The organism is Streptomyces sp. MAI_2237, assembly GCF_054189285.1.
Genome location: NZ_JAJPGQ010000001.1, coordinates 515,668 through 530,661, shown reverse-complemented (window position 1 = coordinate 530,661; position 14,994 = coordinate 515,668). Strand labels below are relative to the sequence as shown.

14 protein-coding genes are annotated in these 14,994 nt (G+C 72.0%); 5 read left to right on the top strand and 9 right to left on the bottom strand.

Going from position 1 to position 14,994, the window contains the following annotated elements; translation table 11 throughout:
- Positions 1 to 174 precede the first annotated feature (174 nt).
- Positions 175 to 663 carry a hypothetical protein gene (locus LN251_RS02485; RefSeq protein WP_458242878.1) on the bottom strand — a complete coding sequence of 163 codons (489 nt, stop codon included), beginning with the start codon at positions 661 to 663 and terminating at the stop codon, positions 175 to 177.
- A gap of 170 nt (positions 664 to 833) precedes the next feature.
- Between LN251_RS02485 and LN251_RS02480 the strand changes: the two genes are divergently transcribed.
- Positions 834 to 1,640 carry an SGNH/GDSL hydrolase family protein gene (locus tag LN251_RS02480; protein ID WP_458242877.1) on the top strand — a complete coding sequence of 269 codons (807 nt, stop codon included), beginning with the start codon at positions 834 to 836 and terminating at the stop codon, positions 1,638 to 1,640.
- Here LN251_RS02480 and LN251_RS02475 read toward each other — a convergent pair whose 3' ends face one another.
- The 4 genes from LN251_RS02475 to LN251_RS02460 all read right to left on the bottom strand — a co-directional run bounded on the left by LN251_RS02475 (position 1,641) and on the right by LN251_RS02460 (position 8,191).
- On the bottom strand, positions 1,641 to 3,257 hold the full coding sequence (locus LN251_RS02475; RefSeq protein ID WP_458242876.1) for a protein kinase domain-containing protein: 1,617 nt from the start codon (positions 3,255 to 3,257) through the stop codon (positions 1,641 to 1,643). It abuts the gene before it with no gap.
- Positions 3,258 to 3,301: 44 nt separating this feature from the next.
- Positions 3,302 to 4,960 carry a HoxN/HupN/NixA family nickel/cobalt transporter gene (locus LN251_RS02470; RefSeq protein WP_458242875.1) on the bottom strand — a complete coding sequence of 553 codons (1,659 nt, stop codon included), beginning with the start codon at positions 4,958 to 4,960 and terminating at the stop codon, positions 3,302 to 3,304.
- Complete coding sequence (locus LN251_RS02465) at positions 4,957 to 6,501, bottom strand: tetratricopeptide repeat protein (protein ID WP_458242874.1); 1,545 nt, start codon at positions 6,499 to 6,501, stop codon at positions 4,957 to 4,959. The genes LN251_RS02470 and LN251_RS02465 overlap by 4 nt, the downstream gene beginning before the upstream one ends.
- Before the next feature lie 157 nt (positions 6,502 to 6,658).
- Positions 6,659 to 8,191 carry a DUF4331 domain-containing protein gene (locus tag LN251_RS02460; RefSeq protein ID WP_458242873.1) on the bottom strand — a complete coding sequence of 511 codons (1,533 nt, stop codon included), beginning with the start codon at positions 8,189 to 8,191 and terminating at the stop codon, positions 6,659 to 6,661.
- A 271-nt stretch (positions 8,192 to 8,462) separates the two neighbouring features.
- Between LN251_RS02460 and LN251_RS02455 the strand changes: the two genes are divergently transcribed.
- From LN251_RS02455 to LN251_RS02445, 3 genes are all read left to right on the top strand, one after another.
- Positions 8,463 to 9,005 (top strand): sigma-70 family RNA polymerase sigma factor, encoded by a 543-nt coding sequence (locus tag LN251_RS02455; RefSeq protein ID WP_142150967.1) that lies wholly within the window; start codon positions 8,463 to 8,465, stop codon positions 9,003 to 9,005.
- Entirely contained in the window at positions 9,002 to 9,820 is an 819-nt protein-coding gene (locus tag LN251_RS02450) for an anti-sigma factor (RefSeq protein ID WP_458242872.1), read from the top strand. Before LN251_RS02455 ends, LN251_RS02450 begins: the two co-directional genes overlap by 4 nt.
- 126 nt (positions 9,821 to 9,946) lie before the next feature.
- Positions 9,947 to 10,216 carry a hypothetical protein gene (locus LN251_RS02445; protein ID WP_458242871.1) on the top strand — a complete coding sequence of 90 codons (270 nt, stop codon included), beginning with the start codon at positions 9,947 to 9,949 and terminating at the stop codon, positions 10,214 to 10,216.
- 116 nt (positions 10,217 to 10,332) lie between these two features.
- Here the strand turns inward: LN251_RS02445 and LN251_RS02440 are convergent, their stop codons facing one another.
- Both LN251_RS02440 and LN251_RS02435 read right to left on the bottom strand, forming a co-directional pair.
- Positions 10,333 to 11,115 (bottom strand): ABC transporter permease, encoded by a 783-nt coding sequence (locus LN251_RS02440; RefSeq protein WP_458242870.1) that lies wholly within the window; start codon positions 11,113 to 11,115, stop codon positions 10,333 to 10,335.
- Positions 11,112 to 12,059 (bottom strand): ATP-binding cassette domain-containing protein, encoded by a 948-nt coding sequence (locus LN251_RS02435; protein WP_458242869.1) that lies wholly within the window; start codon positions 12,057 to 12,059, stop codon positions 11,112 to 11,114. Before LN251_RS02435 ends, LN251_RS02440 begins: the two co-directional genes overlap by 4 nt.
- Positions 12,060 to 12,122: 63 nt before the next feature.
- On the opposite strand from LN251_RS02435, the gene LN251_RS02430 reads away from it, so the two are divergent.
- Entirely contained in the window at positions 12,123 to 12,839 is a 717-nt protein-coding gene (locus LN251_RS02430; RefSeq protein ID WP_458242868.1) for a TetR/AcrR family transcriptional regulator, read from the top strand.
- Between the two features lie 207 nt (positions 12,840 to 13,046).
- Here LN251_RS02430 and LN251_RS02425 read toward each other — a convergent pair whose 3' ends face one another.
- Both LN251_RS02425 and LN251_RS02420 read right to left on the bottom strand, forming a co-directional pair.
- Positions 13,047 to 14,207, bottom strand: a complete 1,161-nt coding sequence (locus tag LN251_RS02425) for a type ISP restriction/modification enzyme (RefSeq protein WP_458242867.1) — start codon at positions 14,205 to 14,207, stop codon at positions 13,047 to 13,049.
- Between the two features lie 26 nt (positions 14,208 to 14,233).
- On the bottom strand, positions 14,234 to 14,983 hold the full coding sequence (locus tag LN251_RS02420) for a GntR family transcriptional regulator (protein ID WP_458242866.1): 750 nt from the start codon (positions 14,981 to 14,983) through the stop codon (positions 14,234 to 14,236).
- Positions 14,984 to 14,994: the final 11 nt, after the last annotated feature.

Sequence of the window (14,994 nt, the reverse complement as noted above, 5' to 3'; positions counted from 1 at the left end):
GACTCGGTCACAGTTCGCGGTCACCGAGCACGGCACCCCCCTACCGCGCCCCGCTCCGGCAGCCATCGCGGTCCTTGAGCCCTCCCCTAGAGCCGCTTGAAGATGGTCCGATGCGGGTGAGATGTACGACGGTATTGACGATTGAACCCATATGGCAAGGCCTGGAACCAGTCCTCACCTTTTTGTTGGTTTGAGCGTTACACAACGTACGAGGAGAAGGAGACAGCTGATCACGGTCACGGCGATGATCCCGCCGCGCCACGACCAGCGATGGACGGCCAACATGCCCTGTGCTACGAGCATGTCGAGGACGACCGCACCCGCCACAGCGGTGATGAGACGGCCGAACGGTTCCAGCCCGCGCAGCGCCGCCCAGACGGCGGTCGCGGGTGCCGCGAGCAGGAAGAACAGAGTGCACGGGCCGCGCAGGGGTGATTCCGCGTCGACGAGCGCCAGCAGGGCGCCGAAGCCCGCCACGGCCGTCGCGGCCCCGGCGAGCAGTGGTGACAGGTCCCCCTCCGGGCCCTGCCGCGCCCGCTCGGAGCCGTCGGACGAAGGCGGTTTGACGCGTCTTCTGATGTGGATCGTCTGCATTGGCGACTTCGCCCCCCAGCGCGCCGGATGCCAGTCTTCAATGTCGCTCAGGGCAAGAGGGGGCGTCAAGGGACCAAAGGGTCTACAGCCGTTTCTCGTGCATTTCTGAACAAATTCTCCTCCGGGCCGTTCACGATCGGAAGTTGAGGACTTTTCAACAGTCTTGACATGGACACTTCCCATCAACACGCGTAGTTGGTACCACGGTTATGGCAGAGATCCTGCTAAAGGGAGGTTCCATGAGACGTTCCCGAATTGCCGTTTTCGTGAGCTCGATCCTCCTCGCCGCCGGCACGGCCCTCACCGGGGCCACGGCGGCGCAGGCGTCCCAGCAGGCGGCCACCGGCGGTTATGTGGCCCTCGGCGACTCCTACTCCTCGGGAGTCGGCGCGGGCAGCTACCTCAGCGCCAGCGGCGACTGCAAGCAGAGCACCAAGGCCTACCCCTACCTGTGGGCGGCCGCGCACTCACCCTCGACGTTCGACTTCAAGGCCTGCTCCGGCGCCCGTACGGGTGATGTCCTGGCCAACCAGCTCGGCACCCTCAGCTCCGCCACCGCCCTCGTCTCCCTCTCGATCGGCGGCAACGACGCCGGCTTCGCCGACGTCATGACCACCTGCGTGCTCCAGTCCGACAGCACCTGCCTGTCCCGGATCAACACCGCCAAGGCGTACGTCGACTCGACGCTGCCCGGTCAGCTCGACAGCGTCTACTCGGCGATCAGCGCCAAGGCCCCGAACGCCCACGTCGTCGTCCTCGGCTACCCGCGCTTCTACAGGCTCGGCACCACCTGCCTCGGCCTGTCCGAGACCAAGCGGACGGCCATCAACGGCGCCGCCGACTACCTGGACACGGCCATCAACAAGGCCGCGGCCGACCACGGCTTCGCCTTCGGCGACGTCCGCACCACCTTCACCGGCCACGAGATCTGCTCCGGCAGCTCCTGGCTGCACAGCGTGAACTGGCTCAACATCGGCGAGTCCTACCACCCGACCGCGTCCGGCCAGTCCGGCGGCTACCTGCCGGTCCTCGACAACCTGGCCTGATCACGAGGAGGGTGACGCCGAAGCACTGGGGGAGGCCCCGCCCGTCGGGGTCTCCGCCTGACAGGTCAGCGAGAACGGCACCGAGCCGGACGTGGCGTGCACGGGGTCGCGGACCTCCACGCTGATCACGTCCTCGAAGGTGCCCGTGCTGTCGCGCGTGGTGATGAAGTTCCTCACCTGCCGGGTCTTGCCGCCACCGGAGGGGAAGGACAGCGTCTTCCACTCCCCGGGCAGCGAACCGTTCTTGGTCACCCAGCGGTACGTCACCGTCGCCGGCACCCGGCCCACCGTGAACGTGGCCGTGAACGTCGGCGCCTGCGACCTGTCCGGCGGGCAGGTGCCGGAATACGTCGTGTTCGACCCCGTCAGCGTCACGTTCACGGACTGCGGCGTGCTCGTGGCGCTGCGGCTCGCACTCGGCGTCGGGCTGGTCGGGGCCGAGCTGCCGGGCCTGGTGTCCGTTGCGGACGCCGAGGTCCGGGGCTCCGAACGCGGGGTGCCGGAGCCGTCCGAGCCGTTGCCGCCGTTGTCGTGGTGCAGCAGGGCGTACGTCAGCCCCCCCACGGCCAGCGCCAGGACGACCACGCCGGCGACCAGCACGGCACCGGCGCGGCGGTTGCGCTCCGGCGGCGTGGCGTCCGTGGGCGTGGTGCCCCCACCGGGCAGCGGCCCGGTTCTCGCCGCCGCCGGATAGGGCATCGGCATCGGCGGGGTCGGCCGCGCCGGCTCCGGGAACGCCGCGATCGTCGGCGCGAACGGCGACGCCAGGGCGCCGTCCGGAGTCGGGGTGCCGCCGGCCGCGACGATCCGCAGGTCCTGCTCGGCCCGGTCCGCCGCGATCCGCTCGGCCGGCTCCTTGCGCAGCAGGCCCTCGATCACCGGGGCGAGCGGCCCGGCCCGGTGCGGCGGCGGCAGCTCCTCGTCCACGATGGCGCGCAGGGTGCTCAGCGGGGTGGTCTGACGGAAGGGGGAGTTGCCCTCGACGGCGGCGTACAGCAGCACACCGAGCGACCACAGGTCGGACTCCGGGCCGGGGGTGCGGCCCAGCGCCCGCTCCGGCGCCAGGAACTCGGGCGAGCCGATCACCTCGCCGGTCATCGTCAGCGCCGAGCTGCCCTCGACCTGGGCGATGCCGAAGTCGGTGAGCACCACCCGGTCGTCGTTGGACAGCAGCACATTGGCCGGTTTCACGTCCCGGTGCAGCACACCGGCCTCGTGCGCCGCCCGGAGCGCGGACAGCACCTCGGCACCGATGTGCGCGGCCCGCCGGGGCTCCAGTGGCCCCTCGGCGTCCAGGAGCTCCGCCAGCGAGATGCCGCGGACCAGCTCCATGACGATCCAGGGGCGGCCGTCCTGCGTGGCCACGTCGTACACCGTGACGACGTTGCGGTTGGCGACCCGCGCGGCCGCCCACGCCTCGCGCTCCAGCCGGGCGTACATCCGCTCCACGTCCGAGGCCGCCAGCCCGGCGGGCGCGCGCACCTCCTTGACGGCTACCTCGCGGTGCAGCACCTCGTCGCGGGCCCGCCACACCGTCCCCATGCCGCCCTCGCCGAGAGGGGACAGCAGGCGGTAGCGGCCCGCGATCAGACGTTCACTGCCAGGGTCTTCGGACACCGACGCCCCCCACGGCATCTCACCTGAGTCATTCACAAAGTAACTCATCCGAGCGCCGAAGCCGCCCCCTTGAGGACCAGACCGGCCCCCAAGGCCACCACCACCAGGGCGGACATCAGCGGAGCGCTGCTGCGCACCAGGGCCGCCAGGGGATGCGTGGTCCAGCGCGGACGGTTGTCCAGCACCCGACTCATTCCCGTACCCAGCTTCACGACGGCGAACCCGGCCGCGGTGAGGGTCAGCGCCAGCCCGACGCCGTAGGCGACGACGAGCAGCAGACCGAACCACGCCTGGCCGAGGGCCGCGGCGCCGACCAGGACGACGACGGCGGACGGGCTGGGCACCATGCCGCCGGCGAAGCCGAGGAGGAGGGTGCCGCGGAGGGTGGGGGCGGTGGAGTGGGTGTGGGTGAACCCGCCGTGGGTGTGCTCGACCTCGTGCGAGGAGTGGGGGTGGTCGTGGCCGTGGCCGTGGTGCTCATGCCCGTGGCCGTGCGCGTGCTCCGGCCCGTGCGCGTCGTCGTGTCCGTGCGCGTGGCCGTGATCGTGACGACCGTGCTCGTGGTGGCCGTGGGCGGCCGGGGCCGGCGTGCCGTGTGCGCCCACGAGCTCCAACTGCCGTTCGCGGGAGGTTTCTTCATGCGGATGGTGGTGGTGCGCGTGCCCGTGGGCGCGGTTGCGCCAGGCTCGGCGTACGAGGTTCACGCCCGCCGCCAGCACCAGGACGCCGCTGGCCAGGCCGAGCCAGGCGATGACCGAGGGCGTCGCCGCCGAGCCGGCCGTGACCAGCAGGCCCAGGGCGACCACGCCCAGGGTGTGGGTGACGGTCACCGAGGCGGCCAGCGGGAGGACGTCCTTCAGGCGGGCCCTGCCGCCCCGGGCCGCCGCGGTCGCCGCCATCAGGGTCTTGCCGTGGCCCGGGGCGAGCGCGTGCATCGCGCCCAGCGCGATCGCGATCAGCAGGGCGAGCGCGGCGAAACCGGCGGTGAGGTGGTGGCGGGCGACGAGGTTGTTCAGGGCCTCGGTCCAGCGGTCGGCGCCCCGGGGCAGCACGGAGGCCGCGGGCGCGTCCGGCCGGTCCGCGGCCAGGGCGGGCCCGCCGAGCCGCACCCGCAGGGAGGCGGAGGAGGTGTCGGCGGGGGAGGAGAGCAGCGCCTTCGGGTACGTGGTGAGCTCGTGCGAGACGGACTTCTTCGGCACGTCCGTCGCGGTGAGCGTCATCCGGTCCCCGCGCGCGGTGATCTCCCGCCAGCCGGGGCCGGTGGAGGCGCCCTCGCTGTGGAAGCCGAGGCGCACCGTGCGGCCCTCGGGCAGGGGCGCGGTCAGCCGGCACTCCACGCGGAGGGTGTGCAGGCCCGCCTGGCCGGGCCGCAGCCGGGCCGTGGCGCTCACACTCGTGAGCGTGGTGGCGCGGCCGTCGACGTCGGCCCTGCTGCCCTCGGCCGCCTTCGCGCACCGCTCCTTGGCCCACTCGGCCATGCCGAGCCGCGCGATGTCGGGCTTGGCCTGGGTCGCCGGGATCTCGGCGAGGTCCTCGACGTGGTCGACGCGGAGCTCGCCGGGGGCGGCGACGAGGCCGTCGTAGCGGTTGACGGTGAAGTTGCCCAGAGGGTGCGCGCTCGCGCCGGTGGAAGGAACCAGCGCGAGCGCGCAGGCCGCCGTGAGAACGGCGGCACCGGAGGCGAACAGACGACGGCAGCTCACTTGGTCGCCTCCAGGTTCTCGAGCGCCTTGCGGGCCTCGCGGGAGCCCAGCGGCGAGAAGCCGGGGTTCAGCTTCAGCGCCGCCCTCAGGGAGGAGCGGGCGTCCTTCGTGTGGCCGGTGGCGCGTTCGATCACGCCCCGGTGGTAGAGGAACGAGGCGTTGCGGTAGCCGGTCGCGGTGGCCCGCCTGGCGTAGGGCAGGGCCTCGGCGTCCTTGCCGTTGACGTGCAGGGCCCAGGCCAGGGCGTCCGCGGTGTGCACGGTGTGGCGGCGGGCCCACTCGGCGCGGGCGGCGCGCAGGGCCGCGGCCCGGTCGCCGTGATCGGCGGCCGCGAGGGCGGTGTCGAGGTCGGCGTTGACGCCGTTGGCGCGGGCGAGGGCGATCCAGGCGTCGACGAGGGCGTACTGGTCGTGGGCCTTGGCGCGGTCGCCCTTGGCGTCGCGGTCCTCGTACAGCTCGCCGAGCTGGACGAGGGGCTGCGGCAGCGGATACCGGGCGACGACCTGCTCCATGCCCTCGATCGCGGCGGCCCGGTCGCCGCTGCCGTACTGGGCGAGCGCGCGGCCCTCGAGCGCGGGGAGGTAGTTCTCGTCGGCGGCCAGGGCACGTGCGTAGTAGGTGAGGGCCGTCTTGTAGTCGCCCTGGCTCCAGGCGAGCTGGCCGAGCTGGGCGGCGACGTAGGAGATGTCGCCGGGGGTGGTGGACGTGGCCAGGGCCTGCTCCAGGACCCGGCGGGCCGTCTTCACGTCCCCGCGCAGTTCGTGGACGTACGCGTACCGCGTGAAGACGGGGACGCCCGGGCGGCGGGAGTCCGCGGTGTCGGCGGCCTTCGACGCGTCGGTGTAGCGGCCGAGTTCGACGAGGGCGTCGATGCGGGAGGAGAGGGCGTTCTGGCTGTAGGGGTTCTCCTTCAGCACCTGGTCGGCGTACTTCAGGGCGTCCTTGAAGTCGTGCCGGGCGGCGGCGAGGGCGGCCCGTCCGGTGACGGCCTGCTCGTTGCCGGGCCTCAGCGCGAGGGAGCGCTTCAGGGCCTTGTCGGCCTGCGGATAGCGGGAGGGGTCGCCCTTGGTGCGGGCCTGCTCCACATAGGCGAGGCCGAGGGAGGCCCAGCTGCCGTAGTCCCGTGGCTGCGCCCGCAGCTGGGTCTGCAGGGCCTTGATGCTCGAGTCGATGTCCCCGCTGCTCAGCGCGGCCGGCGACAGGGCGCTCGGCGCGGCGGCGACGGTCGTCCCGGCGTGGTCCCGGATGGCGCCGTAGGCGATGGAGCCGCCGGTGAGGGCGACGGCCAACAGAGCCGCCGTGCCGACGAGTTGGGCCGTGCGCCAACGCCGGCCGGCGGCGGCGACCCGGCGTACGGCGGCGACCCGCTCGTCACCGGCCCTCGCCCCGGCGGAGTCGGCGGGCAACGCGGGTTCCGGTGAAGAGCCGTCCTCGGTGGGGGCGGGGGACCGCACGACCGGCCCCGGCGCATCCGCGGACGGGTCTCCGCCGTCCCCGGCCCTCTCCGCGGAGCGGTCCGTGTCGTTCGTGTGCGGGGCCATGCCCTCTCCTCAAGTGCCGTGCGTGGTACGGAAGTGGTGGGGTGGCGCGGCCCGCACCGTGGGGGATGAGTTGTGCGGGCCGCGCCGGCTGGGAGGTGGACCGCGGACCGGGCGGGGCCGCTCCGAAGAACCGCCCGGTCCGCCGCAGGGGGGTGGCCTAGTAGACGCGGCTCCGCATCCGGCGCCACCACATCAGGCCCGCGCCGATCAGGGCGATGCCGGCCGCGCCGCCGCCCGCGGAGGCCGCGATCAGGCTCGTGTTGCTCATCCCGCCGGCGCCGGCCGGCTGCAGGGCGTCGCCGAGCTGGTTCTTGACGTCGCTGCCGCTGCTGACGCCCTTGGCGGTGGCGCCGCGGGAACCGGCGGTCGGGTTGGCCAGGTAGGGGAAGTACCTGCCGAAGCCCTTGTCGTTCGCGTCCACCGCGTCGCCCAGGTCGTTCTTGGAGCCGACCAGCTCGCCCTCCACGACCTGCAGGGCCTCGTCGATCACGTCGTCGGTGAGGCGGCGGCCGTTCGGGAAGCCCGCGTTGTCACCGTCGAGGACACCGAGCCGCTTGGGGCTGGCGGCCGGCTTGATCGAGGTGTTCAGGCGCAGCTCCTCCGCCGGCTTCACGTACGGCGGCTGGTTGAGGCCCTTGACGCCCTTGAGGAACACGTCGACGAGGTCGTTGCGCGGCTCGGCCGGCGCCTTGATCTTGTAGATCGACTCGATGAGCTTCGGCAGCTCCGGGTTGGTCACGTTCTTCAGGAACTGCCCGTCGTAGGCGGGCGAGGACGCGTTGAACCTGTCCTTGTCCTTCAGCGGGTTGACGACCTCGTTGACCAGCGGGTTGCCCAGGCGGGAGACCTGCTCGTAGTAGCCCTGCGCGTTCCTGCGCTGCACGGTCGACCAGATGCCGACCACCGGCTGCTTGCTCGACTCCCTGATCATGTCGGTCGGCACCTGCAGCGCGATCGAGTTGACGTTGTAGCCCTTGAGCGTGTCCCGGCCGACCTCGGAGAGGTTCCCGCCGTACAGCAGGTCGAAGACGCGCAGGTCGGCGAAGAACGGGTCGTCCGCCTGGCCGGCGAAGGACTGCGCGCCGTTGGGCAGCTTGTAGATCGCCTGCTCGCGCAGCTTGTTGTAGTCCGGCATCGACGCCTTGCCCACGTTCGACGGCGCCACCGGCACGTCGTCGGCGAGCTTCGAGCGGTACACGGCCTTGCCGTGCTTGAGCTTGACCAGCTCGATGTCGTACGTCTGCGTGATGTTCAGGTCGGGGTCGGCGAGGTTGCTGACCACACCCGTGTTGTAGAGGAACGTCTTCTTGTTCTTCGTCTGCGTGCGGAACGTGTACCGCAGCAGCAGGTCGTCCTGCGCGTCGCCGTTGTTGTCGATGTGGAGGTCGTACTGGGCGTCGTCGGCGAACTGGAAGAAGTTCGGGCCGCCCGCCGGGTCCTCGAAGGGGATGAAGTTGGCGATGAGCGTCGTCGTGTCCGGCTTGTCCGGGCTGACGAAGGCGTACAGGTCGGTGTTGTCGTACTGCGGCTGCCCCGAGATCAGAGGGGCTTCCCGGTGGCTGGAGGCGGAGGCCGCCCCCGGTTCCAGCGTGGCCACGCCGGCGGCCGCGAGCCCGCCGGCGGCCAGCGCACCAGCTATGAGGGTCGCGATGCCCCTGCGTCCCGCGCCGCTCCTGGAGTCAGTTGTCATGCCGTCCGTCCTCAGTCCCAACTTGCCTGACGAACGCTGATTCGGAGCGGTCGACAGGGTGGATTGGTCGAATCCCAAACGTCTTTACGGCGTTCCCCTGATCTTGTTTCAGCTCGAGCGCGATTCTTGTTCCCGACGGATCGGGATTCTCGTTTCGTCGCGCGCCGACCCGCGTTTCGGGGCCGCTGATCCGTAACCCCATCCGGAGGTGCGTTCGTTGCGAATGCCTGGTGTGACGGGACGGGGCCCATGCGGCCGGGGAGGGGACCGAGTGGAGGCGGACGAGCTTCTGGTGCTCGTGGCAGGCGGCGACCAGAAGGCATTCGAGGAGCTGTACGGCCTGGTGTCCGGTCCGGTGTTCGGACTGGTGCGCCGGGTCGTGCGGGATCCGGCGCAGTCGGAGGAGGTGGCGCAGGAGGTGCTGCTCGAACTGTGGCGCTCCGCCGCGAAGTTCGATCCCGGCCGCGGCAGCGCCCTGTCCTGGATCCTCACCGTGGCCCACCGCCGGGCCGTCGACCGGGTGCGCAGCGCCCGCGCCGCCGTCGACCGCGAGCAGCGCGAGGCCCGCCGGGCCCACCACCCCGCCTTCGACCACGTCACCGAGGAGGTCGAGGCGGGCCTCGAACGCGAGTGGGTGCGCCGCTGCCTGGACCGCCTCACCGCCCTGCAGCGCCAGTCCGTCACCCTCGCCTACTACGACGGCTACACGTACCGTGAAGTGGCCGAACGGCTCTCCCTGCCGCTGGGGACCGTCAAGACCCGGATGCGCGATGGACTGACCCAGCTGCGCAAGTGCCTGGGAGGTGTCGCATGAGTCTGCTCGACCGTATGCTCCGCCGCGAGGACCTGCACTCGCTCGCGGCGCCCTACGCGCTCGACGCGCTGGAGCCGGCCGAGCGGGTCCGCTTCGAACGGCACCTCAGGAGTTGCGCCGCCTGTGCCGCCGAGGTGCGCGTCCTGTCCGAGGACGCCGTCCGGCTCGCCTGGTCCACGGCCGCCCCGCCGCCGGCCGCGATGCGCGACCGGGTGCTGGCCGCCGTACGCGCGACCCCGCAGGAGCCGGCGCCGATTCCGGAGCACACCCCCCAACTGCCCCCGCACGTCTGGGGCACGCAGCCCCCGCCGCCTCGCACCCGTGCGCCCCGCGAGCGCCGCCCGTTCTTCGTGCCGCTCGCCACGGCGACGGCCGCCGCGGCCCTCGTGGTCGCCTCGCTCTTCGCCGTACAGGCCAGGCAGACCCAGGACAGACTGGACGCCGCGCAGTCCCAGTCACGTGAGATCAACCACGTTCTCGCAGCTCCCGACGCCCGGGCGACGACCGGGAAGGACCCCCAGGGCCGAAGTATCGGAGTGATCGCTTCCGCATCCCGGGGACAGGCGATCGTCACGCTGAGCGGATACGCCGCTCCGGCCGGCGGACGGGTGCACCAGCTGTGGCTCATGCGCCCCCATGCGCAACCCCGGTCCCTGGGCCTGTTCCGGGGCGGCGACACGCCCTTGGTCGCGACCGGTCTCGACACGTCCGCCACGTCACTCGCTGTGACCGTCGAACCCGACGGGGGATCACCACAGCCCACCAGCCAGCCGATTGTCCAACTCGCCCTGAAATCGGTTGGATTCGGAGAGTAATCGGGGAGGGGTCGTCAACGCCCTTACGGGGAAGGTGAATCCTGTGACCGCGATACACGAGTGCCCGGTTGGGACGATAGGGTTACCCTGCCCGGGCCGGGTGGACTCGTACGGGTGGGGAGTGACATGGAACAGATAACAGTCCGCAGCAGGGCGAGGGTCCCTGCGATCACCTGCGGGAGCAGCGCGACCAGTTCGCGCCTCGACCGACATCTCTCGGTACTGGCGGGTCCCGCCGTGCCGCAGCAGAAGACGGCCGAGGCGACCTCGCTGATGCGTGAACTGACCGCGCGTGACACCACGCAGACCCGCAGCGACAGGGGTGCGCGCGTCCGTCGCGTCTCGCTCTTCGCGCCGCTGCGCCGACTGAGCCGTTCGCTGTTCGGCGGGCGCTGAGCCGTACCGGCGTCCCCGCGTTCCGGTGCGGTGTCGCGCCTCGATGGAGGGCGTCTTAGGTACGTTCCACCCGCTCGGTACCGAAGACACCCCTCGCTCGCTCGCGGTCGTCGAGGTCATCGCTCCCCGTACGCGTACCTCCGCACCGCGAGCGGCATGAACACGGCGATCAGCACCAGGCACCACGCCAGTGATCCGGTGATCGGATGTGTCACCGGCCATGCGCCGTCCGCCGGCACGGGCGCGTTCCCGAACAGGTCCCGCAGGGCCGTGGCGACCGCGCTGATCGGGTTCCACTCGGCCGCGGTGCGCAGCCACCCGGGCAGGCCGGCGGTCGGGATGTAGGCGCTGGACAGCAGCGGCAGCAGGAACGTCGCGCCGCCCAGCTGCCCGGCCGCCTCCTCGTTGCGCGTGAGCAGCCCGAGGAAGATGCCGATCCACGTCATGGCGAAGCGGAACAGCAGCAACAGCCCCACGGCGGCCGCCGCTTCGAGCGCGCCGCCCTCGACGCGCCAGCCCACCGCGAGCCCCACCAGCAAGAACGGCACCGTCCCGGCCGCCGTCACCACCAGGTCCGCCACGGCCTGTCCGAGCGGCACGGCCGACCTGCTGATCGGCAGCGTCCGCAGCCGGTCCATGACGCCCCGGTGGGTGTCCTGGGCCGCCTGGAACATGCCGGTCATGATCCCGCCCGCGGCGGTCGCCACCAGCAGCCCCGGCACCAGGAAGGACCGGTACGCGGCGCCCGGCATCGCCAGCGCGGAGCCGAAGACGTAGCCGAAGAACAGCAGCATGCTGATCGGCATCGTCTGCGTCAGGATCACCAGCCCCGGGTTGTTCCGCAGTCGCCGCAACTGCCGTCCCAGCAGCGCGGTCCCGTCGTACGTCAGTGTGCTCATGCCGCGTGCTCCTCGTCCTTCTCGGTCAGTCGCAGGAAGGCCTCGTCCAGCGTCGGCGGCCGCAGGCTCACGTCGAGCAGCGGGACGCCCGCCGCGTCCAGCTCCCGCACCAGGCGCGGCAGCGTGAGCGTCTCGTCGCGGGTGACCGCGCCCACCGCGCCCCGCTCCGGGTCGAACGACGGCTCGGTGCCGGTGAGCCGGTCGAGGACCGCGGCGGCCCGCACCATCACGTCCGTGTCGGCGACGACGACCTCGACGTACGCCCCGACGACGGCCTTGAACTGCGCCGGTGACCCCGTGTGCGCCACCCGCCCCCGGTCCACCAGGGCGATGTCGTCCGCGAGCCGGTCGGCCTCCTCCAGGTACTGCGTGGTCAGCAGCACGGTGGTGCCGTCACCGGTGAGTTCGCGCACGGCGTCCCAGATCAGCGCCCGGCTGGCCGGGTCCAGGCCCGTCGTCGGCTCGTCCAGGAACAGCACCTCGGGGCGGCGGATCAGGCTCGCCGCGAGGTCCAGGCGGCGGCGCATCCCGCCCGAATAGGAGGACGCGGGCCGGTCGGCGGCCTCGGCCAGTCCGAACCGGTCCAGCAGCTCGCCGGCCCGCTGTCCCGGCGCGGGCACCCGGTGCAGCCGTCCGAACAGGCACAGGTTCTCGCGGCCCGTCAGGTCGCCGTCGACCGACGCGTACTGCCCGGTGACGCCGATACGACGGCGTACGGCCGCCGCCTCCCGCACTAGGTCGTGCCCGGCGATCCGCGCCGAGCCGGCGTCCGGCCGCAGCAGGGTCGTCAGCAGCCGTACGGCGGTCGTCTTGCCCGCCCCGTTGGGCCCGAGGACACCGCAGACGGTGCCCTGGGCCACCGCGAGATCCAGCCCGCGCACCGCGCGCACCTCGCCGAACCTCTTCTCCAGACCTTCACTAAGTACAGCGTACGTAGTTGCCATGCCTCGACCATAGCGCACTACGTACGGTGTACGTAACTACGATGGTGGACGAGGTGATGATCGATGGCGGGCCGAGCGGCGGTACCCGAAGTGATCTGGGCCCGGCCCGAGCGGGCGGGGCGCGGGCCGAGGCCCGCGTTCACGCGCGCCGACATCGCGGCCGCGGCGGTGAGGATCGCCGACGAGGGGGGTCTGGACGCGGTGTCGATGCGGCATGTCGCGGCCGCACTGGGCTGCGGCACCATGTCGCTGTACAACTACGTCCCCCGCAAGGAGGATCTGTACGAGCTGATGTTTGACGCGGTCAGCGCGGAGCACGAGCTGTGGGAGCCGTCGGGGGACTGGCGGGCCGACATGATGCGGGTGGCCCGGCAGACCCGCGAGCTGATGCACCGGCATTCCTGGCTGCCCCGTCTGATGTCACCCGTGTACGGATTCAGCCCCAACGCCCTGCGCTACCTGGAGCACTGTCTGGCCTGTCTGGACCCGCTCGAGGACATGAGGTACGGCATGAAGATGCAGCTCGTCGGGCTGCTCAACGGCGTCGTGACGATGTACGTCGCCAACGAGCTGTCCACGGCCGAGCGGACCCGGAATCTGCCGTGGTCGGAGGAGCAGGAGAACGCGGTGCGCATCGCGTATCTGGGCCGGCAGGTCGCGAGCGGCGCGTATCCGCGCATGGCGGCGGCGTTCACGGAGGACCCGGGGCCGATCGACCTCGACGCGGTCTTCGACCTGGCGCTGGAGAGGGTGCTGGACGGGTTCGACCCTGAGCGGTAGCGCTCCGCTGGGGGTGCGGGGATCGGTCGGTGGCCGGCTGCGGCGCCGTCGTGGCCGGTCGCGCAGTTCCTCGCGCCCCTTTGGGGGTGGGGGGTTGCCGGTGGCGTTGGTGGGGGGCGGTGCTTGGGGTGCCGCGGGGTGGGTGGTCGGGCGTCTGCGGCGCCGTCGTGGCCGGTCGCGCAGTTCCTCGCGCCCCTTTGGGGGCGCTCAGATCAGGGCGAACTGGCCCTCTGGGCCTTCCTCGTGGTGGTCCAGGACCGAGGCCGGTCTGTGGGCCGCCTCCGGTGGTGGGAGGACGCCCGCCTTGTGCAGCTCCGTCGCCGTGATCGGGGTGGTCACCGTCAACTCCTGCTGCTGCGGGCGCAGTTCCGCCAGGAGAGTCAGGACCGTGATCAGCTCCAGCAGTTCCGAGGTCCAGGTCTGTGGCCAGGTGGCCGGACGGATCGCGGACAGGGTGCCGCGCTCGGACTGCGCGGTCCGGGCCGTGAACCAGTGCTCCAGGACCCGCACGCCCCCCGCCTCGAAGTCCCAGGCCTCGGGCGGTACGGGGGAGATGCGGCCCTCGTCGAGCAGCAGGGTCTCCTCGTCGCGGTCGTAGTCGACGGTGAGCGGGCGCGAGGGCAGCGGTGCACGGACGTAGGGGCGGCGGCCGCCCGGCAGCTTGGGGCGGTCGCCGTCACGGCGCATCAGCCACAGCAGTCGGCGGCCCAACTCCACGCCGCGCGACCACAGTTCCAGATCCTCGGTGAGGGGGACCGTCAGGTCGGGCCGGACGGTCGCCATGATCCAGGCGAGGACTTCTGGCGAGTTGGGCGCATGGCCCAGGCGGGCGCCCAGATGGTCCGCCAGCCCCGGCGTCAGGTTGGGCTCCGTACCGCCCGGGCGGCGGTACAGGGGCCGGATGCGGCCGGGGCGCAGCAGCGGGAGGCGGGAGGTGGCCAGCAGGGGCGGTCCGCCCGCCTCCGACGGCGTCTCGACCACGAAGACCTGGTGCTCGTCCACGACGCGCCACAGCTCGGGGCGGGCCGTGTCGATCAGCCGGTGGTCGGGGATCAGCCACTGCTCGTCGAAGGGGGCGTACAGGACGCGCACCGGCTCGGGGCACGGACCCGAGGCGCGCAGAAGCCTCTCCGTGCCGCTCGACTGGCCCGGCAGCTGCCCCACCGCGGAATGCAGCGTGCGCGAGCGCGTCGGCTCGAACAGGGCCTCCCGGTCCGGTCCGTCGGTCTTGAGCAGGGCGTCCCAGCGGGCTTTCAGGGATGCGGCGTCGGGGCCCGCCGGCCACCCCCGGCCGAGCCGCGGCGGTGCGACGGACCACGGCATGAGGTCCGCCAGCGGCGGAGCGTCGTCGTGCGTCACGCTGGGCATCGTACGACCTGCGACCGACGGTGAGGTCACGTGGCGTCCAGAGTCACCGTGAAGGAGAAGCGGTCCCCGCGGTAGTGGATGACCGCCACGTCCAGGACCCGCCCCTCGGCGTCGTACGTCACCCCCGTGTAGTGCAGGATCGGGCTGAGCAGGGGGACTTGGAGCAGACGGGCCGTCTCGGGGTCGGCCAGCCGGGCCTCGACGGTGTCCGTGATGCGGCTGATGTCCGCCTGGACGACGTCCCGCAGCACCTTGGTCATGGGCCAGCGCACCAGGTCCGACGGGTCGACGCGCGCGGCCACCTCCGGACGCACCCAGTTGCGTGCGTGGTTGGTCGGCTCGCCGGTCTTCTCGTCGCTGCGCAGCCGGTGGTACGCGGCCACCTCGTCGATCTGCGGGAAGTGCTCGGCGAGTTCGGGCGGCACGGGCGCGCTGCCGTGCGCCAGCAGTTCGGTCGTCATGCCGGACTGCTGGGCCACGATCGCGTCCACCGAGCCCAGCAGCCGCACCGGGGCGCCCCGTAGGGCGTCGGGCTCGATGAAGGTGCCCCGGCGGCGATGCCGGCTGATCAGCCCCTCGTCCTCCAGCTCCTTCAGCGCCTGCCGCATGGTCAGGACGCTCACCCCGTAGTGCTCGGCCAGCCGTTCCTCGGTGGGCAGGCGCAGGGGGTCCTGGGGCGAGCGGCCGAGTATCGAGGCGCGCAGGGACTGCGAGACCTGGTACCAGAGCGGCAGCTTGCGGTTCAGGACGATCGAGTCCGGGGCGAAGGAGGTCACGGGGCTATCCG